Below are 13,983 nucleotides of genomic sequence, written 5' to 3' on the forward strand. Positions count from 1 at the left end.
TTCGGGGAAAATCCTCGATTATCTTGCGACCTGCCTTCCTGCCCGCCCGACCCCGCCCATGTCCACCGTCTTCAACTTCACCTTCGTCCCCTGGTTCCGCTCGGTGGCGCCCTACATCCACATGCACCGCGGCAAGACCTTCGTGGTCGCCATGGCGGGGGAAGCCATTGCTGCCGGCAAGCTGCCCAACATCGCGCAGGACCTGGCGCTGATTCAGAGCATGGGCGTCAAGGTGGTGCTGGTGCACGGCTTCCGGCCACAGGTCAACGAGCAGCTGCGCGCCAAGGGCCACGAGGCAAAGTATTCGCACGGCATGCGCATCACCGACGAAGTGGCGCTCGATTGCGCCCAGGAGGCCGCCGGCCAGTTGCGCTACGAGATCGAGGCCGCCTTCAGCCAGGGCCTGCCGAACACGCCGATGGCCGGCTCGACCGTGCGCATGATTTCCGGCAACTTCATCACCGCGCGGCCTGTCGGCGTGGTCGACGGTGTCGACTTCCAGCACTCGGGCCTGGTGCGCAAGGTGGATGCGGCCGGGATCCGCCGCGGGCTGGACTTCGGCTCCATGGTGCTGATGTCGCCCTTCGGTTTCTCGCCCACGGGCGAAGCCTTCAACCTGACGATGGAGGAGGTCGCCACCAGCGTGGCGATCTCGATCCAGGCCGACAAGCTGATCTTCCTGACGGAGGTGCCGGGCATCCCGCAAGACCCCGCGCAGCCTGTAGGCGAAGACAACCCGATCGACACCGAGCTGCCGCTGGACAGCGCGAAGAAGCTGCTGGCCTCGCTTGCGCCGCCACAGAAGCCGACCGACACGGGCTTCTACCTGCAGCATTGCGTCAAGGCGTGCGAAGCAGGCGTGGAGCGCAACCACATCATTCCGTTCTCTGTGGACGGCTCGCTGCTGCTCGAGGTGTACGTGCACGACGGCATCGGCACGATGGTGATCGACGAGAAGCTCGAATCGCTGCGCGAGGCCACTGCCGACGACATCGGCGGCATCCTGCAGCTGATCGAGCCCTTCGAGCGCGACGGCACCCTGGTCAAGCGCAGCCGGACTGAAATCGAGCGCGACATCGGCCAGTACACGGTGATCGAGCACGACGGCGTGATCTTCGGCTGCGCCGCGCTCTACCCCTATCCCGAAGCGAAGACGGCAGAGATGGCGGCACTCACCGTGTCGCCGCAATCGCAGTCGCAGGGCGACGGCGAGCGCATCCTCAAGCGCATCGAGCAGCGCGCCAAGGCGAGCGGGCTCGAAAGCATCTTCGTGCTGACCACCCGCACCATGCACTGGTTCCTCAGGCGCGGCTTCCAGCAGGTCAACCCCGACTGGCTGCCCGAGGCCCGCAAGCGCAAGTACAACTGGGATCGCAAGAGCCAGGTGCTGGTCAAGAAGCTCTGAACGTCGACAACATGAACCCCCTGCTCTCCAAGCTGCAGCCCTACCCCTTCGAGCGGCTGCGCCGGCTCTTCGCGGACGTCGCGCCGAGTCCGGAATTCGCGCCGATCAGCCTCGGCATCGGCGAACCCAAGCACCCGACGCCGCTGTTCATCAAGCAGGCCCTGTCCGACGGCCTGGGCGCGCTGGCGGTGTATCCCGCCACCGCCGGCGACCTGAAACTGCGCCAGTCCTTCACGGGCTGGCTGCAGCGCCGCTACGCGCTCGAACTCGACCCTGCCACGCAGGTGCTGCCGGTCAATGGATCGCGCGAGGCGCTGTTCGCCCTCGCGCAGACGGTGGTCGATGCATCGACGACGCCTGGTCCGGTGGTGCTCTCGCCCAATCCGTTCTATCAAATCTACGAGGGCGCGGCCCTGCTGGCGGGCGCCGAGCCCTGCTACGTGCCCAGCGTGCCGGCGCGCAACTTCGCCGTCGACTGGGACAGCGTCCCGGCGGCGGTGTGGGAGCGCACCCAGCTCGTCTTCGTGTGCTCGCCAGGCAACCCGACCGGTGCCGTGATGCCGATGGAGGAATGGGAGAAGCTCTTCGCGCTGTCGGACCGCCATGGTTTCGTCATCGCGTCCGACGAGTGCTACAGCGAGATCTACTTCCGCGAAGAACCGCCGCTCGGCGGGCTGGAAGCCGCGGCCAGGCTCGGCCGCAGCGACTTCCGCAATCTCATTGCCCTCACTTCCTTGTCCAAGCGCAGCAACGTGCCGGGCCTGCGCAGCGGGTTCGTCGCTGGCGATGCGGCGATCATCAAGTCCTTCCTGCTCTATCGCACCTACCACGGCAGTGCCATGAGCGGCGCGGTGGCGGCTGCCAGCATTGCGGCCTGGGGCGACGAGGCGCACGTCGTCGAGAACCGCGCCCAGTACCGCGCCAAGTTCGCGGCCGTGACGCCGCTGCTTGAAAAGGTGCTGGACGTCCGGCTGCCCGACGCCAGCTTCTACCTGTGGGCCGGCGTGCCCGCGGCGTGGCAGGGCGACGACGCCGCCTTCGCCCGCGCGCTCTACGCTCAATACAATGTGACCGTGCTGCCCGGCAGCTATCTCGCCCGGGAAGCCGGGGGCGCCAACCCGGGCCGCGGCCGCATCCGCATGGCGCTGGTGGCCGACACAGCCGAATGCACCGAGGCCGCGCAGCGCATCGTGAACTTCATCCAGAACCGAGCCAATCCATGACCCAGCAACTCCAGCAGACCATCGACGCCGCGTGGGAAGACCGCGCCAATCTCTCCGCCACCAGCGCCCCGAAGGAAGTTCGCGAGGCAGTCGAGCATGTGATTGCCGAACTCAACAACGGCCATTTGCGCGTCGCTACCCGCGAGGCCGTGGGCCAGTGGACCGTGCATCAGTGGATCAAGAAGGCGGTGCTGCTGTCCTTTCGCCTCAAGGACAACGAGCAGATGCAGGCCGGCTCACTCGGCTTCTATGACAAGGTGCCGACCAAGTTCTCGCATCTTTCGGCCAACGAGCTCAAGGAAGCCGGTGTTCGCATCGTGCCGCCGGCGGTGGCGCGCCGTGGCAGCTACATCGCCAAGGGCGCGATCCTGATGCCCTCCTACGTGAACATCGGCGCCTACGTCGGCGAAGGCACCATGGTCGACACCTGGGCCACCGTCGGTTCCTGCGCCCAGATCGGCGCCAACGTGCACCTCTCCGGGGGCGTCGGCATCGGCGGCGTGCTGGAGCCGCTGCAGGCCGGGCCGACCATCATCGAGGACAACTGCTTCATCGGCGCGCGCTCCGAAGTGGTCGAGGGCGTGGTCATCGAAGAAAACTCCGTTCTCTCGATGGGCGTGTACATCGGCCAGAGCACCCCCATCTACGACCGCACGACCGGCGAAGTCACGTACGGCCGCGTGCCCGCCGGCTCGGTGGTCATCAGCGGCACGCTGCCCAAGGACAACGGCAAGTACAGCCTCTACGCCGCGATCATCGTCAAGCGCGTCGATGCGCAGACGCGCGCCAAGACCTCGCTGAACGACCTGCTGCGCGATTAAGAAGCCGGCAAGCCGCGACACCCTTTCACAACCACGCTGGAGGAGAGAGCCGATGAAGACGATGGAGCGAATTCTGCGCCTGATGGCCGAGCGCAAGGCATCCGACATCTACCTGTCGGCCCACTCCCCGGCGCTGATCCGGATCAACGGCAACTGCGTGCCCATCAACGGGCAGGTGCTGCCGCCCGAGGCACCCCTGTCCCTGCTGGCTGAAGTGGTACCCGAAGCGCGCATTGCCGAGCTGGAGCGCACCGGCGAGCTCAACATGGCCGTCGCCCTCGAGGGCGCCGGCAACTTCCGCATCAGCGGCATGCGCCAGCGCGGCAGCTACGCCGTGGTCGTACGGCACATCGCCTCGGAAATCCCCACCTTCGACGAGCTGAACCTGCCGGAGATCCTCAAGACCCTGATCATGGAGAAGCGCGGGCTCATCCTGATGGTGGGCTCCACCGGCGCAGGCAAGAGCACCACGCTGGCCTCGATGCTGGACTACCGCAACGCGCACGCCAGCGGCCACATCCTCACCGTCGAGGAGCCGATCGAATTCACCTACACCAACAAGAAGTCGATGGTGAACCAGCGCGACGTCGGCAGCGACACCGAGTCGCTGCAAGTGGCGCTCAAGAATGCTTTGCGCCAGGCGCCCGACGTGATCCAGATCGGCGAGATCCGCGACCGGGAGACCATGACAGCCGCCATTGCGTACGCACAGTCGGGCCACCTGTGCGTGGCCACGCTGCACGCCAACAACAGCTACCGCGCGCTCAACCGGATCTTGAGCTTCTACCCGGTCGAGGTGCGCGCCACCCTGCTGGGCGACCTGAGTGGCGCACTGCGGGCCATCATCGCGCAGCGCCTGCTGCGCACGCCCAATGGCACCCGCTTGCCCGCGCTCGAAGTGATGCTCAACACCGCGCTCGTTGCCGACCTGATCGGCAAGGGCGACTTCTCCGGCGTCAAGGAGGCGATGGAGCAATCCATGGCCGAAGGCTCGCAGACCTTCGAGGAAGACATTGCACGCCTCATCACCGAGAACCGCGTCAACCGCGACGAGGGCCTGTCGCAGGCTGACTCCCCGACCAACCTGATGTGGCGCCTGCAGAACCGCAACTCGGCGCCCGCGCGCAAGGAAGAACACGCCTTGCTCGACCAGGTCGATGAACCCTCCTTCACGGACATCACGCTCGACGTCCGCCACTAGCTTCTTTCCATGTCCCGCACGCTGCAACTGGCTGAACAACTGATCTCGCGCCCCTCCGTCACTCCCGATGACGCGGGCTGCCAGCAGATCCTCGGCGAGCGGCTGGCGCGGCTGGGCTTCAGGCTCGAGACCCTTGAAAGCGGCCCCGCCGATTTCCGGGTGACCAACCTGTGGGCCGTTCGCCAGGGCAGTGCGGCCGGCGAGTCCGCGCGCACGCTGGCCTTCGCCGGCCACACCGACGTGGTGCCCACCGGCCCGCTGGAGCAGTGGACGAGCCATCCTTTCACGCCCACCCATCGGGACGGCAGGCTCTATGGTCGCGGCGCCTGCGACATGAAGGTCTCCCTTGCCGCCTTCGTGGTCTCGATCGAGGACTTCCTGGCCGCCCATCCAGAGCCGCATCTCACGCTGGCGCTGCTGCTCACCAGCGACGAGGAGGGCCCTGCCCTCGACGGCACGGTGGTGGTCTGCAATGCGCTTGCCGCTCGCGGGGAACGCATCGACTACTGCATCGTCGGCGAGCCGACCTCGGTCGAGCGCTGTGGCGACATGATCAAGAACGGCCGGCGCGGCACGATGAGCGGCCGACTCACCGTCCAGGGCGTGCAAGGCCACATCGCCTATCCGCAACTTGCGAAGAACCCGGTGCACGCCTTCGCGCCGGCGCTGGCGGAACTCGTCGCGATCAACGCGGCGGGCGGCTGGGACAGCGCGCCCAATCCGTATTTCCAGCCGACCAGTTGGCAGATCAGCAACATCCACGCAGGCACGGGCGCCAGCAACGTGATTCCCGGCAACGCAGTGGTCGACTTCAACTTCCGATTTTCGACCGAGGCCACGCCGGAATCCCTCCAAGCCCGCGTCAAGGCGGTGCTCGACACGCACGGGCTCGACTACACGCTCTCGTGGACCGTCGGCGGCCTGCCCTTCCTCACTCCGCCCGGCGAGCTCGTGGCGGCGGTGCAGCAGGCGATCCGCGACGAGACCGGCATCGAGACCGAGCTCTCCACCAGCGGCGGCACCAGCGACGCGCGCTTCATCGCGAAGATCTGCAGGCAGGTGGTCGAGCTGGGGCCGGTCAATGCCAGCATCCACAAGATCGACGAGCACATCGCCGTCCCCGAGATCGAGCAGCTCAAGAACATCTACCAACGCACGCTGGATCGGCTCGAAGCGCTGGTTGGAAAATGACCACAGTCATCGAGTTGATCGAGGCCGGCGAAAAGCAGCTGGCCGAGGCCGGCGTTGCCTTCGGCCACGGCACCACCAACGCCTTCGACGAAGCAGCCTGGCTGGTGCTGTGGCGACTGGGCCTGCCGCTCGACAACCTCGACGATGCGGCTGGACGCCCGGTTTCTCCAGCCGAGGCTTCGCGCGTGGCCGAACTGCTGTCTGCACGCATCGCGACACGCAAGCCCGCCGCCTATCTCACCAAGGAAGCCTGGCTGCAGGGCGTGCCCTTCTACGTCGACGAACGGACCATCGTGCCGCGCAGCTTCATTGCCGAGCTGCTGGCCGACGGCACCATCGACCCATGGCTCGGCGAGCACACCCAGCGGGTGCTGGACCTGTGCACCGGCAACGGCAGCCTCGCCGTGCTGGCCGCGCTGACCTACCCTGACATCCGCGTTGATGCGGCCGATCTTTCGAGCGAGGCCCTCGAGGTCGCGGCCATCAACGTCACGCGCCACGCGCTGGACGATCGCATCACGTTGATCGAATCCGACGGGCTCGCCAACGTGCACGGCCCTTACGACCTGATCCTTTGCAACCCGCCTTACGTCAACACAGGGAGCATGGCCGCCCTGCCCGCCGAATACCGCGCCGAGCCCGAGCTGGCACTGGCCGGCGGCGCCGACGGCATGGACTTCGTGCGCCGCCTGTTTGCCGATGCACCCGCCTGCATGAGCGAGCATGCCGTGCTGGTGCTGGAGATCGGCAACGAGCGTGCCCACTTCGAGGCGGCGTTCCCCAGACTCGAGGTCGTGTGGCTCACCACAAGCGCGGGAGACGACCAGGTGTTGCTGGTCACCCGCGAATCCCTGAAATGAAATGCCCCCGCGCTCGCCATTGCGCGTATTGCTGCCCCACGAAGGGGCGCTGACATGATCACCCTCAAGAACGTCATCCTGCGCCGCAGCGCCAAGGTCCTGTTGAACGGCGCGAACGTCACCATCAATCCCGGCGAGAAAGTCGGGCTGGTCGGGCGCAACGGTGCCGGCAAGTCGACCCTGTTCGCACTTTTCAACGGCACACTGCACGAGGACGGAGGAGATTTCTCGGTACCGCCGTCCTGGCGCCTGGCACAAGTCGCGCAGAACATGCCCGAGACCGAGGAGTCGGCAACCGACTTCGTGGTCGGCGGCGACACACGCTTGGTGGAACTGCGCGAGGCGCTCGCCCTGGCCGAGGCCGGCCATGCCGCCGACCCGGACGACCCGGACATCGGCATGGCCCTGGCTCACGCTTACACCGACCTGCACGATGCCGGCGAGCACGACGCCGTGCCACGTGCGCAGGCGCTGATCCTCGGCCTGGGCTTCAAGGTCCAGGAACTGGAGCAGCCGGTCAACAGCTTCTCCGGCGGCTGGCGCATGCGCCTGCAGCTGGCGCGCGCGCTGATGTGCCCGAGCGATCTCCTGCTGCTCGACGAACCGACCAATCACCTGGACCTGGACGCCCTGGTCTGGCTCGAAGCCTGGTTGCAGAAATACGCCGGCACGATGATCGTGATCAGCCACGACCGCGAGTTCCTCGATGCGGTGACCAACGTCACGCTGCACATCGCGCATGAGCAACTCACCCGATACGGCGGCAACTACAGTGCCTTCGAAACCCTGCGCGCCCAGCAGTTGGAGCTGCAGCAATCCGCCTTTGCCAAGCAGCAGGACAAGATCGCCCATCTGCAGAAGTTCATCGACCGCTTCAAGGCCAAGGCCAGCAAGGCCAAGCAGGCCCAGAGCCGCGTGAAAGCGCTGGAGCGCATGGAAAAGGTCGCGCCGCTGCTCGCCGAGGCAGACTTCAGCTTCGAATTCAAGGAGCCCGGAAACATCCCCAATCCGATGCTCACGATCAGCGCGGCAAGCTTCGGCTACCTGCAGGAGGACGGGCCCCCGAGGACCATCCTGACCGGCGTCAACCGCTCGGTGCTGGCCGGCCAGCGCATCGGCATCCTGGGCGCCAACGGCCAGGGCAAATCCACGCTGGTGAAGACCATCGCCCGCGAGATGGGTGCCCTCGCCGGCACCGTGACAGAAGGCAAGGGCCTCAACATCGGCTACTTCGCGCAGCAGGAGCTCGACGTATTGCGTCCGCAAGACACGCCGCTCGAGCACATGGTGCGCATGGCGCGCGACCTCGGCCCCAATACCCGCGAACGCACGGGCGAGCAGGACCTGCGCGGCTACCTCGGCAGTTTCAACTTCAGCGGCGACATGGTGAAGCAGGCCGTCGGCACCATGAGCGGCGGCGAAAAGGCACGCCTGGTGCTGGCCATGATGGTCTGGCAGCGCCCCAACCTCCTCCTGCTCGACGAGCCGACCAATCACCTGGACCTCGCCACCCGCGAGGCCCTGGCGGTCGCGCTCAACGAATTCGAGGGCACGCTGATGCTGGTCAGCCACGACCGTGCGCTGCTTCGTTCGGTGTGCGACGAATTCTGGCTGGTCGGTCGCGGCCGCGTCAGCGACTTCGATGGGGACCTGGACGACTACCAGCGCTACCTGCTCGACGAGGCCAAGCGCGTGCGCGAGGAGGCCAGGCTGGCCACCCGCGAGGCCGAGAGCGCCTCCGCGCCGGCGACGCCCTCGGCCTCGGTGGCTGCGCAGGAACGCCAGCAGCGCAGCGGCCAAGCCAAGCCCTTGAAGCGAGAACTGGCTCAGGTCGATGAGCGTTTGGCTGCCGCAGGTGCAGAGAAGACCACGCTCGAGGCACGGCTATCCGCCGCTCTTCCTGCGACCGAGATCGCCGAAGCCGGCAGACGCCTGAAGGCGCTCAACGAGGAGATCGGCCTGCTCGAGGAGCGCTGGCTGGCCCTGTCGGACCAGATCGAGGCACTGGCCGAGGGCTGACCGGACGTGATAGCCTCCGGCAAACCATGCCCTCGGCTCTCGAACTCGCACGCGGCGATCCGCAGCTGATCGCGGCCATCCAGCGCAGCAGGCGCATGCTCGGGCGCAAGGCGTTGTTGGCCGCCGTGGCCAGCGCCGTGCCTCTGCCGGGGGTCGACTGGGCCGCTGACGCCGCCCTGCTGTCGCGGTTGATCCCGCGCATCAGCGCAGAATTCGGCCTCTCGGTGGCCCAGATCGAAGGCCTTGCACCTCATCATCGCGAGCGCATCCAGCAAGCGGCCGCTGCCGCCGGCGCCCTGTTGGTGGGCAAGCTGATGACGCGGGAGCTCTTGATCAAGTTGGCCCGGCAAGCCGGCGTCCGGCTGACGGCGAAGCAGGCCACCAAGTACGTGCCGGTCGCGGGCCAGTTGGTCTCCGCCGCGATCGGGTACGCCGCCTTGCGGGCGCTCGGCGAGCTTCACATCCGGGACTGCGTCCAGGTCGCGCAATCGGTACGGCATCTGCTTGCGCCGCCGTCCGCGTCCGGTGGCGAAGCACAGATCGAGGCTCGGCCTGCTTCGCGCAATCGCTTCGGATGGGCACGGCTGCGCCCTCGCTGAGGTCATCGGCCCGCTGATGGCCGGCTCAACCTGTTTGTTTGCCCCCACACGACGACGGCATACCATCTGACGAAATCCGGTCTGACCGACTGTCAAGTTCATAATGCCGGGCAAGGCGCCAAGGAAAAGGCAGCCCGGAGTTCATGTCAGGGATCGAGGTGAGGAGTTAACAGATGAATGAGACAGATCTCGCAGCGTCGGTTGAACGGCTCATGGCAAGGGTTGACTACTACCTGCACTGCGAGTTGGATGAAGAGTACGACCACGATCGCCCGGAAACGGCGCGCAGTCAGCTCGAAGCCGCGCTCAGGCAGGAACTGCTGCGTTCAAGCGCCGTCGGCCTCGTCTCCGCTATTTCCGGGGCGCAGCCGATACTCGGCGTCCCCGACTGATCGTTCCCTTTTCTCTTTTTCCAGACCGCCTGCCGGCAGACCGTTGCCGTCGAACTCGCTTGTCACAAGGTGCTGATCAGGCGCACCAGGACGGGAATGGCCAGCGCCAGAACAGCCAGCATCACATTCCGACGCCAGGCAACCGCATGCTCGATACGCTGGGCAGACCGGTATGAATTCAGGAAGGCGCGCTGTTCGACCTCGTCGACATGGTCTTTCCACCACTCGTGAGTCGTTGATTGGGTAGTGCTCTTCATGTAATCCATTGTGATTACTTTGAGCCATTCAATCCAGGCAAAAAAGCACGCTTTGGTTTGCAGATTGCCTACATCAGCGTGACAGAACCTGTGATATCCCGTTGCACTCCCCAGAACCCATGAGGCTAAAGTTTCTCCGTGGACGCTTGGAAACCCAACTTCAGCTGGATCACCGAGCTGCTTGCCGTCGGCGGCAGCTACCCGTCTGATTGCGCCGAGCTGTTGGCGCACGAGCACCGGATCCAAGCCGTCATCGACCTGCGCGGTGAGGCGGTACCCGATATGCAACTGTTTCGCCGCCACGGCATTACGCTGCTGCACCTGCCCACCACCGACATGCGTCCGGTGGAAATGCCCGACCTCGAGCACGGCATCCGCTTTGCCAACGAGTTTTTGGACCAGGGCCAGCGTGTGCTGATCCATTGCGAGTACGGCATAGGCCGGTCGGCCACCCTCGCCCTGTGCCTGCTGGTGCACCGCGGCCTTGCGCCGCTCGACGCACTCGCGCTGATGAAGAAGCAGCGTCCCATCGTCGCGCCTTCGCCGCCGCAGTTCGCCTGCTGGTCAGCGTGGCTGGACAGCCACCGTTTCTCGAGCGATGTCGACTGGGAGCTTCCGACTTTTGAGGACTTCAAGACGCTGGCCTACGTTCGCCCCAAGCACTGAAGGCTACGTCAGGCTTTCCCGGGCGGTTTCCTGCATCTCTGCGCCCGCCTGCTTTTCGGCTGATTGCCTACACACGAGATTGGAGCAATCCTCGATCTTGAATTAGAACTTAAGCACTCTATTCAAGACGGGTTGGCATGGAATCCTCCGACTACGCAGAACTGGAAAGGCTGCGCTCGACGCTGGTCAGCAGCAGGGCCGCCACCGTTGCATGGCGCGAGCTGCTGATTGAGTCGCTCGGGGATCGCATCTGCGGGAGCGGGCGCGGACCAACGCCCGAACAGATCCAGACCCTGGCGTCGCTGGAGGAAGCCGAACAACGAGCCCTGGAGCACTACCTTCGGTTCCTGGCTTCGATCTCGTTGAACGCGGACCGGCCGTCCTGCTAACCCGACGACAAGGCTTTTCCAGGGCAGCCTTCAACCTTGCCGAATGAAACGCGCGGCGAGGGTTCAAGGCTGCCGTCATGCGGATGCTCCGGCAGTTGCGGTGGCAGCCCCTGCGCAGCGAAGCGCCCCGCGCGCCTGCCGGAGGTCACCGCCCAGCAGAGATGGTGGCCATTGCCGGCAAGAAGCGCCCCGCCCTGCCCCACAGCCCCGGCTGCGTAGAGCCGCGGGATCACGGCGCCCTGCTCATCCAGCGCCTGGTGGTACGCATTCACCGCCAATCCTCCGTCGGTAATGACGATGCGGCTCTCCAGCGGCCCCAGCGCATGGAACGGTGCTTGCGCCAGTGCTGGGGGCGTGCCCGCCGAACCGGGACTGCCCGCCGCGAGCTCTGCATTGTGCTGCGCGACCGCGGCTGCAAGTGCATCGGGCGGCATGTTCAGCCTGCGGGCCAGGTCGCGGAGGTTGCTCGCCTGGCGATAGAGGTCCTTGCGATGCCGCCGATAGTCCGGCAGGTAGGCGAAGGCCACGCCCGGCGCCGTCGAGACATAGTGGGGCGGCCTCGAGAACATCTGGGCGACGCGATCGTCGAACACGAGCCACGCCCGTCCGCCGGGCTGTTGCGCGATCGCCAGCCCCGGTTGCGCGAGCTCGTTCGTGAAACGCCTTCCTTGAGCGTTGACGAGCACGGCCCCCGCGCGCAAAAGTGACGCCTCCGGACCCAGCGATGCCGTCATGAAGGCCATCGCGAAGGGCCTGAAGAGCGTGATCGGAAGATGGTTCAACGACAGCTGCATCAGCTTGCCCAGCACCCACGAGGGCGGCAGACGGCGCACCAGGCTCGGCCGCGCGGGCTCCATAAAGCGAAGCCCCGGGCCATAGATGACTTCGCCGTTGACCAGCCGCGCCCCGAACGCCTCGGCCATGCGGTGCCCGTCGCCGGTCGCCGTCGGATTGACGCCCGGGATGCCGGCCAGCTCGGGACGAAAGCGTTGCTTGAAATCGCGGCCGTTGCTGTAGTCGCCGGCGGCGAGCACCACACCCTTGCGCGCCTCGATCTCCATTGGCTCACCGTTCAACAGGGCGCGCACGCCGCGCACGCCGCCGTCATTCGCACGCAGCAGCCCGACCACGCGGGTCCCGAGCCGCAGATCGACGCCCTGGCGCCTTGCCTCGCGGGCCAGGTAGTAGGGATAGGCACGGGAATTCGGCACCACGTTGTGCATGCGCGGATGTCGGTGTGGTGGATCGGCCGTCGGACCATAGAAACTGAGGCCGAGCGAGATCAGCCAGTCGAGGGTGTCCGCCGCATGGTCCACCAGCAGCCGGCGCAGCGCCAGGTTGTCGCGCGAAGCGAATGCACCGAGATAGTGGTCCATGTCTTCGAAATGCTCGTCGGGCGTGTCGACGATGCCGGCCCGCTTCTGCAGGGTCGACCCGGCCGCATTGATCGACCCGACCGACAAGCGGCTGCTACCACCCGGCTGCGCATTCTTCTCGAGCACCAGCGTGTCGGCGCCCGCCGCAGCGGCCTCGATGCCGGCGCTGAGCCCTGACGCGCCGCCGCCGACGACAACGACATCGCAGTCCAGCTTCATCGGGAAGAGCGGGCGGAGCCGTTGCGACGAAGGCAGAAGCCATTCATCTACTTGAGCTCCTTGCCCGCGTGGTCGCCCTCGAGAAACTTGTTCGGCTTCAGAAAGAAGGACAGCACGAGCGCTCCCTTGGGCGACCGCGCGAGATGACGGTTGCCCTTGGGCCGCCAGACGTAGCCGCCCTCGCGCACCTCGCCCTCGTCGTCGACGATGCTGCCCTTGAGCACATAGGTCTGCTCGATCTCGACGTGCTCGTGCAGCGGGAGCTGGGTGCCGGGCGCCCAGCGGAACAGCGCCGTTAGCAAGCCGCTTGCCTCGTCCTGCATCAGCACCTTCATGTCGATACCGGGCGTGGGCGTCGGCTTCCATGGAATGCTCGCGACGTCGACATAGCGCGAGGCATCTTCCGCGAGCTTCTCGTGCTCCGGATGAAAGGGAGTGAACGCAGTCATTTGCACGCAGTAGTAAATGGTCTTACCATTATGGTCATTGAAAGAAATTAGTCAATCCACCCCATGACCTCCAGCCCCGCTCCCCGAATCGTTCGCAGTCCCGAGGGCCGTGTCCTCATCTTCGACTCGGCCACCTATGTCGAAGCCTACGTCGCCCAGGCGCCCGAAACCGCCGGCGACCTGGTGGTGAACGCCTCTTACTCCGGCGTGCTTTGCGCACGCATGGTGATGGCGGCCAAACCCCGCGCTGTCATCGGGCTGGACTGCGCCATCGGCAAGGATGGCGCCGGGATCGCCGGGCTCTGGTATTACGAAGCGCTGGGCGTTCCGTCCGCCGCCGTGGACGTGATGACCGCCGAAATGGGCAATGGCTCGGACCTTCATGACAACGGCATCCTGAGCCGCGTCAACGATGCTGCGCAGGCACTGGGCATCGAGCCGGGCATGCGTGCTCGCGAGGCCGCTCAGCATCTCCTGTCCGGCGCGAAGAAGCCGGCGCGATTCGATCCGACCCGGCGGCGCGTAGTCCATACAGCGTCGAACGGACGCAGCATCGTGTGCACCGATTCCATCGCCTACGCGCTGCCCGAAGACAGGGAGCGCAACGTCCTGTGCACCGCCGGACACACCGGGCGCAGCGTGGTCGGCTACTTCCGTGACTATCGGCCCTGGGCCTTCATCTGCTCGGACGGAGGCGTCGGCAAGAACAACTCCGGCCTGAGCGCGCTGGATGCCGTCGAGCCCGACGGCATCCCCGGCGCCGCGGTCAGTGCCCTCAGCGCGCGAATGGGGGACGGCCAGAGCACATATTTCGACGGCGTCATCAGCGCCGCCAACCAGCTCGCCCGTGACAAGGGCGTGCAGGTCGGCCAGAGCGCGAAGGAAGCCGCCCTGCTTCTGCTGAATTGAACGCCGC

Annotated in this window: 15 protein-coding genes; 12 read left to right on the forward strand and 3 right to left on the reverse strand. The window is 66.0% G+C overall.

Annotated elements, in window-relative coordinates:
* Positions 1 to 58: 58 nt before the first annotated feature.
* From argA to E5CHR_RS17490, 9 genes are all read left to right on the forward strand, one after another.
* Positions 59 to 1,405, forward strand: a complete 1,347-nt coding sequence (gene argA, locus E5CHR_RS17450; RefSeq protein ID WP_162581012.1) for an amino-acid N-acetyltransferase — start codon at positions 59 to 61, stop codon at positions 1,403 to 1,405.
* An 11-nt stretch (positions 1,406 to 1,416) separates the two neighbouring features.
* Entirely contained in the window at positions 1,417 to 2,628 is a 1,212-nt protein-coding gene (gene dapC / locus E5CHR_RS17455) for a succinyldiaminopimelate transaminase (RefSeq protein ID WP_162581013.1), read from the forward strand.
* Positions 2,625 to 3,449: a 2,3,4,5-tetrahydropyridine-2,6-dicarboxylate N-succinyltransferase gene (gene dapD, locus E5CHR_RS17460; RefSeq protein ID WP_162581014.1), complete on the forward strand. Its 825-nt coding sequence runs from the start codon at positions 2,625 to 2,627 to the stop codon at positions 3,447 to 3,449. Before dapC ends, dapD begins: the two co-directional genes overlap by 4 nt.
* Before the next feature lie 52 nt (positions 3,450 to 3,501).
* Entirely contained in the window at positions 3,502 to 4,650 is a 1,149-nt protein-coding gene (locus E5CHR_RS17465) for a PilT/PilU family type 4a pilus ATPase (RefSeq protein ID WP_162581015.1), read from the forward strand.
* Between the two features lie 9 nt (positions 4,651 to 4,659).
* The gene (gene dapE, locus E5CHR_RS17470; RefSeq protein ID WP_162581016.1) at positions 4,660 to 5,841 is read left to right on the forward strand and encodes a succinyl-diaminopimelate desuccinylase; all 1,182 of its coding nucleotides are present in this window, start codon (positions 4,660 to 4,662) and stop codon (positions 5,839 to 5,841) included.
* The gene (gene prmB / locus E5CHR_RS17475) at positions 5,838 to 6,701 is read left to right on the forward strand and encodes a 50S ribosomal protein L3 N(5)-glutamine methyltransferase (RefSeq protein ID WP_162581017.1); all 864 of its coding nucleotides are present in this window, start codon (positions 5,838 to 5,840) and stop codon (positions 6,699 to 6,701) included. The genes dapE and prmB overlap by 4 nt, the downstream gene beginning before the upstream one ends.
* 54 nt (positions 6,702 to 6,755) lie before the next feature.
* Complete coding sequence (locus E5CHR_RS17480) at positions 6,756 to 8,720, forward strand: ATP-binding cassette domain-containing protein (protein ID WP_162581018.1); 1,965 nt, start codon at positions 6,756 to 6,758, stop codon at positions 8,718 to 8,720.
* 26 nt (positions 8,721 to 8,746) lie between these two features.
* Positions 8,747 to 9,319, forward strand: coding sequence for a hypothetical protein (locus E5CHR_RS17485; protein ID WP_232062098.1), 573 nt, complete (start codon positions 8,747 to 8,749; stop codon positions 9,317 to 9,319).
* Between the two features lie 173 nt (positions 9,320 to 9,492).
* The gene (locus E5CHR_RS17490; RefSeq protein ID WP_162581019.1) at positions 9,493 to 9,711 is read left to right on the forward strand and encodes a hypothetical protein; all 219 of its coding nucleotides are present in this window, start codon (positions 9,493 to 9,495) and stop codon (positions 9,709 to 9,711) included.
* Positions 9,712 to 9,773: 62 nt separating this feature from the next.
* Here the strand turns inward: E5CHR_RS17490 and E5CHR_RS17495 are convergent, their stop codons facing one another.
* Positions 9,774 to 9,968 carry a hypothetical protein gene (locus tag E5CHR_RS17495; protein WP_162581020.1) on the reverse strand — a complete coding sequence of 65 codons (195 nt, stop codon included), beginning with the start codon at positions 9,966 to 9,968 and terminating at the stop codon, positions 9,774 to 9,776.
* Between the two features lie 138 nt (positions 9,969 to 10,106).
* Here E5CHR_RS17495 and E5CHR_RS17500 point away from each other — a divergent pair, with 138 nt between their 5' ends.
* Both E5CHR_RS17500 and E5CHR_RS17505 read left to right on the forward strand, forming a co-directional pair.
* Complete coding sequence (locus tag E5CHR_RS17500; RefSeq protein ID WP_162581021.1) at positions 10,107 to 10,634, forward strand: protein-tyrosine phosphatase family protein; 528 nt, start codon at positions 10,107 to 10,109, stop codon at positions 10,632 to 10,634.
* Between the two features lie 137 nt (positions 10,635 to 10,771).
* Complete coding sequence (locus E5CHR_RS17505) at positions 10,772 to 11,023, forward strand: hypothetical protein (protein ID WP_162581022.1); 252 nt, start codon at positions 10,772 to 10,774, stop codon at positions 11,021 to 11,023.
* Here E5CHR_RS17505 and E5CHR_RS17510 read toward each other — a convergent pair.
* Entirely contained in the window at positions 11,020 to 12,618 is a 1,599-nt protein-coding gene (locus tag E5CHR_RS17510) for an FAD-dependent oxidoreductase (protein WP_162581023.1), read from the reverse strand. The genes E5CHR_RS17505 and E5CHR_RS17510 overlap by 4 nt on opposite strands.
* A 47-nt stretch (positions 12,619 to 12,665) precedes the next feature.
* Positions 12,666 to 13,067 carry a cupin domain-containing protein gene (locus E5CHR_RS17515; protein ID WP_162581024.1) on the reverse strand — a complete coding sequence of 134 codons (402 nt, stop codon included), beginning with the start codon at positions 13,065 to 13,067 and terminating at the stop codon, positions 12,666 to 12,668.
* A 63-nt stretch (positions 13,068 to 13,130) separates the two neighbouring features.
* On the opposite strand from E5CHR_RS17515, the gene E5CHR_RS17520 reads away from it, so the two are divergent.
* Complete coding sequence (locus E5CHR_RS17520) at positions 13,131 to 13,976, forward strand: hypothetical protein (protein ID WP_162581025.1); 846 nt, start codon at positions 13,131 to 13,133, stop codon at positions 13,974 to 13,976.
* The last annotated feature ends 7 nt before the right edge of the window (positions 13,977 to 13,983 follow it).

Source organism: Variovorax sp. PBS-H4 (assembly GCF_901827205.1).
In the GTDB taxonomy this organism is placed as follows: Bacteria; Pseudomonadota; Gammaproteobacteria; order Burkholderiales; family Burkholderiaceae_C; genus Variovorax.

What these genes read in the sequence shown, in the direction of transcription:
- argA (WP_162581012.1), top strand. Translation starts at nt 59, where the DNA reads ATGTCCACCGTCTTCAACTTCACCTTCGTCCCCTGGTTCCGCTCGGTG.
- dapC (WP_162581013.1), top strand. Translation starts at nt 1,417, where the DNA reads ATGAACCCCCTGCTCTCCAAGCTGCAGCCCTACCCCTTCGAGCGGCTG.
- dapD (WP_162581014.1), top strand. Translation starts at nt 2,625, where the DNA reads ATGACCCAGCAACTCCAGCAGACCATCGACGCCGCGTGGGAAGACCGC.
- E5CHR_RS17465 (WP_162581015.1), top strand. Translation starts at nt 3,502, where the DNA reads ATGAAGACGATGGAGCGAATTCTGCGCCTGATGGCCGAGCGCAAGGCA.
- dapE (WP_162581016.1), top strand. Translation starts at nt 4,660, where the DNA reads ATGTCCCGCACGCTGCAACTGGCTGAACAACTGATCTCGCGCCCCTCC.
- prmB (WP_162581017.1), top strand. Translation starts at nt 5,838, where the DNA reads ATGACCACAGTCATCGAGTTGATCGAGGCCGGCGAAAAGCAGCTGGCC.
- E5CHR_RS17480 (WP_162581018.1), top strand. Translation starts at nt 6,756, where the DNA reads ATGATCACCCTCAAGAACGTCATCCTGCGCCGCAGCGCCAAGGTCCTG.
- E5CHR_RS17485 (WP_232062098.1), top strand. Translation starts at nt 8,747, where the DNA reads ATGCCCTCGGCTCTCGAACTCGCACGCGGCGATCCGCAGCTGATCGCG.
- E5CHR_RS17490 (WP_162581019.1), top strand. Translation starts at nt 9,493, where the DNA reads ATGAATGAGACAGATCTCGCAGCGTCGGTTGAACGGCTCATGGCAAGG.
- E5CHR_RS17495 (WP_162581020.1), bottom strand. Translation starts at nt 9,968, where the DNA reads ATGAAGAGCACTACCCAATCAACGACTCACGAGTGGTGGAAAGACCAT.
- E5CHR_RS17505 (WP_162581022.1), top strand. Translation starts at nt 10,772, where the DNA reads ATGGAATCCTCCGACTACGCAGAACTGGAAAGGCTGCGCTCGACGCTG.
- E5CHR_RS17510 (WP_162581023.1), bottom strand. Translation starts at nt 12,618, where the DNA reads ATGAAGCTGGACTGCGATGTCGTTGTCGTCGGCGGCGGCGCGTCAGGG.
- E5CHR_RS17515 (WP_162581024.1), bottom strand. Translation starts at nt 13,067, where the DNA reads ATGACTGCGTTCACTCCCTTTCATCCGGAGCACGAGAAGCTCGCGGAA.
- E5CHR_RS17520 (WP_162581025.1), top strand. Translation starts at nt 13,131, where the DNA reads ATGACCTCCAGCCCCGCTCCCCGAATCGTTCGCAGTCCCGAGGGCCGT.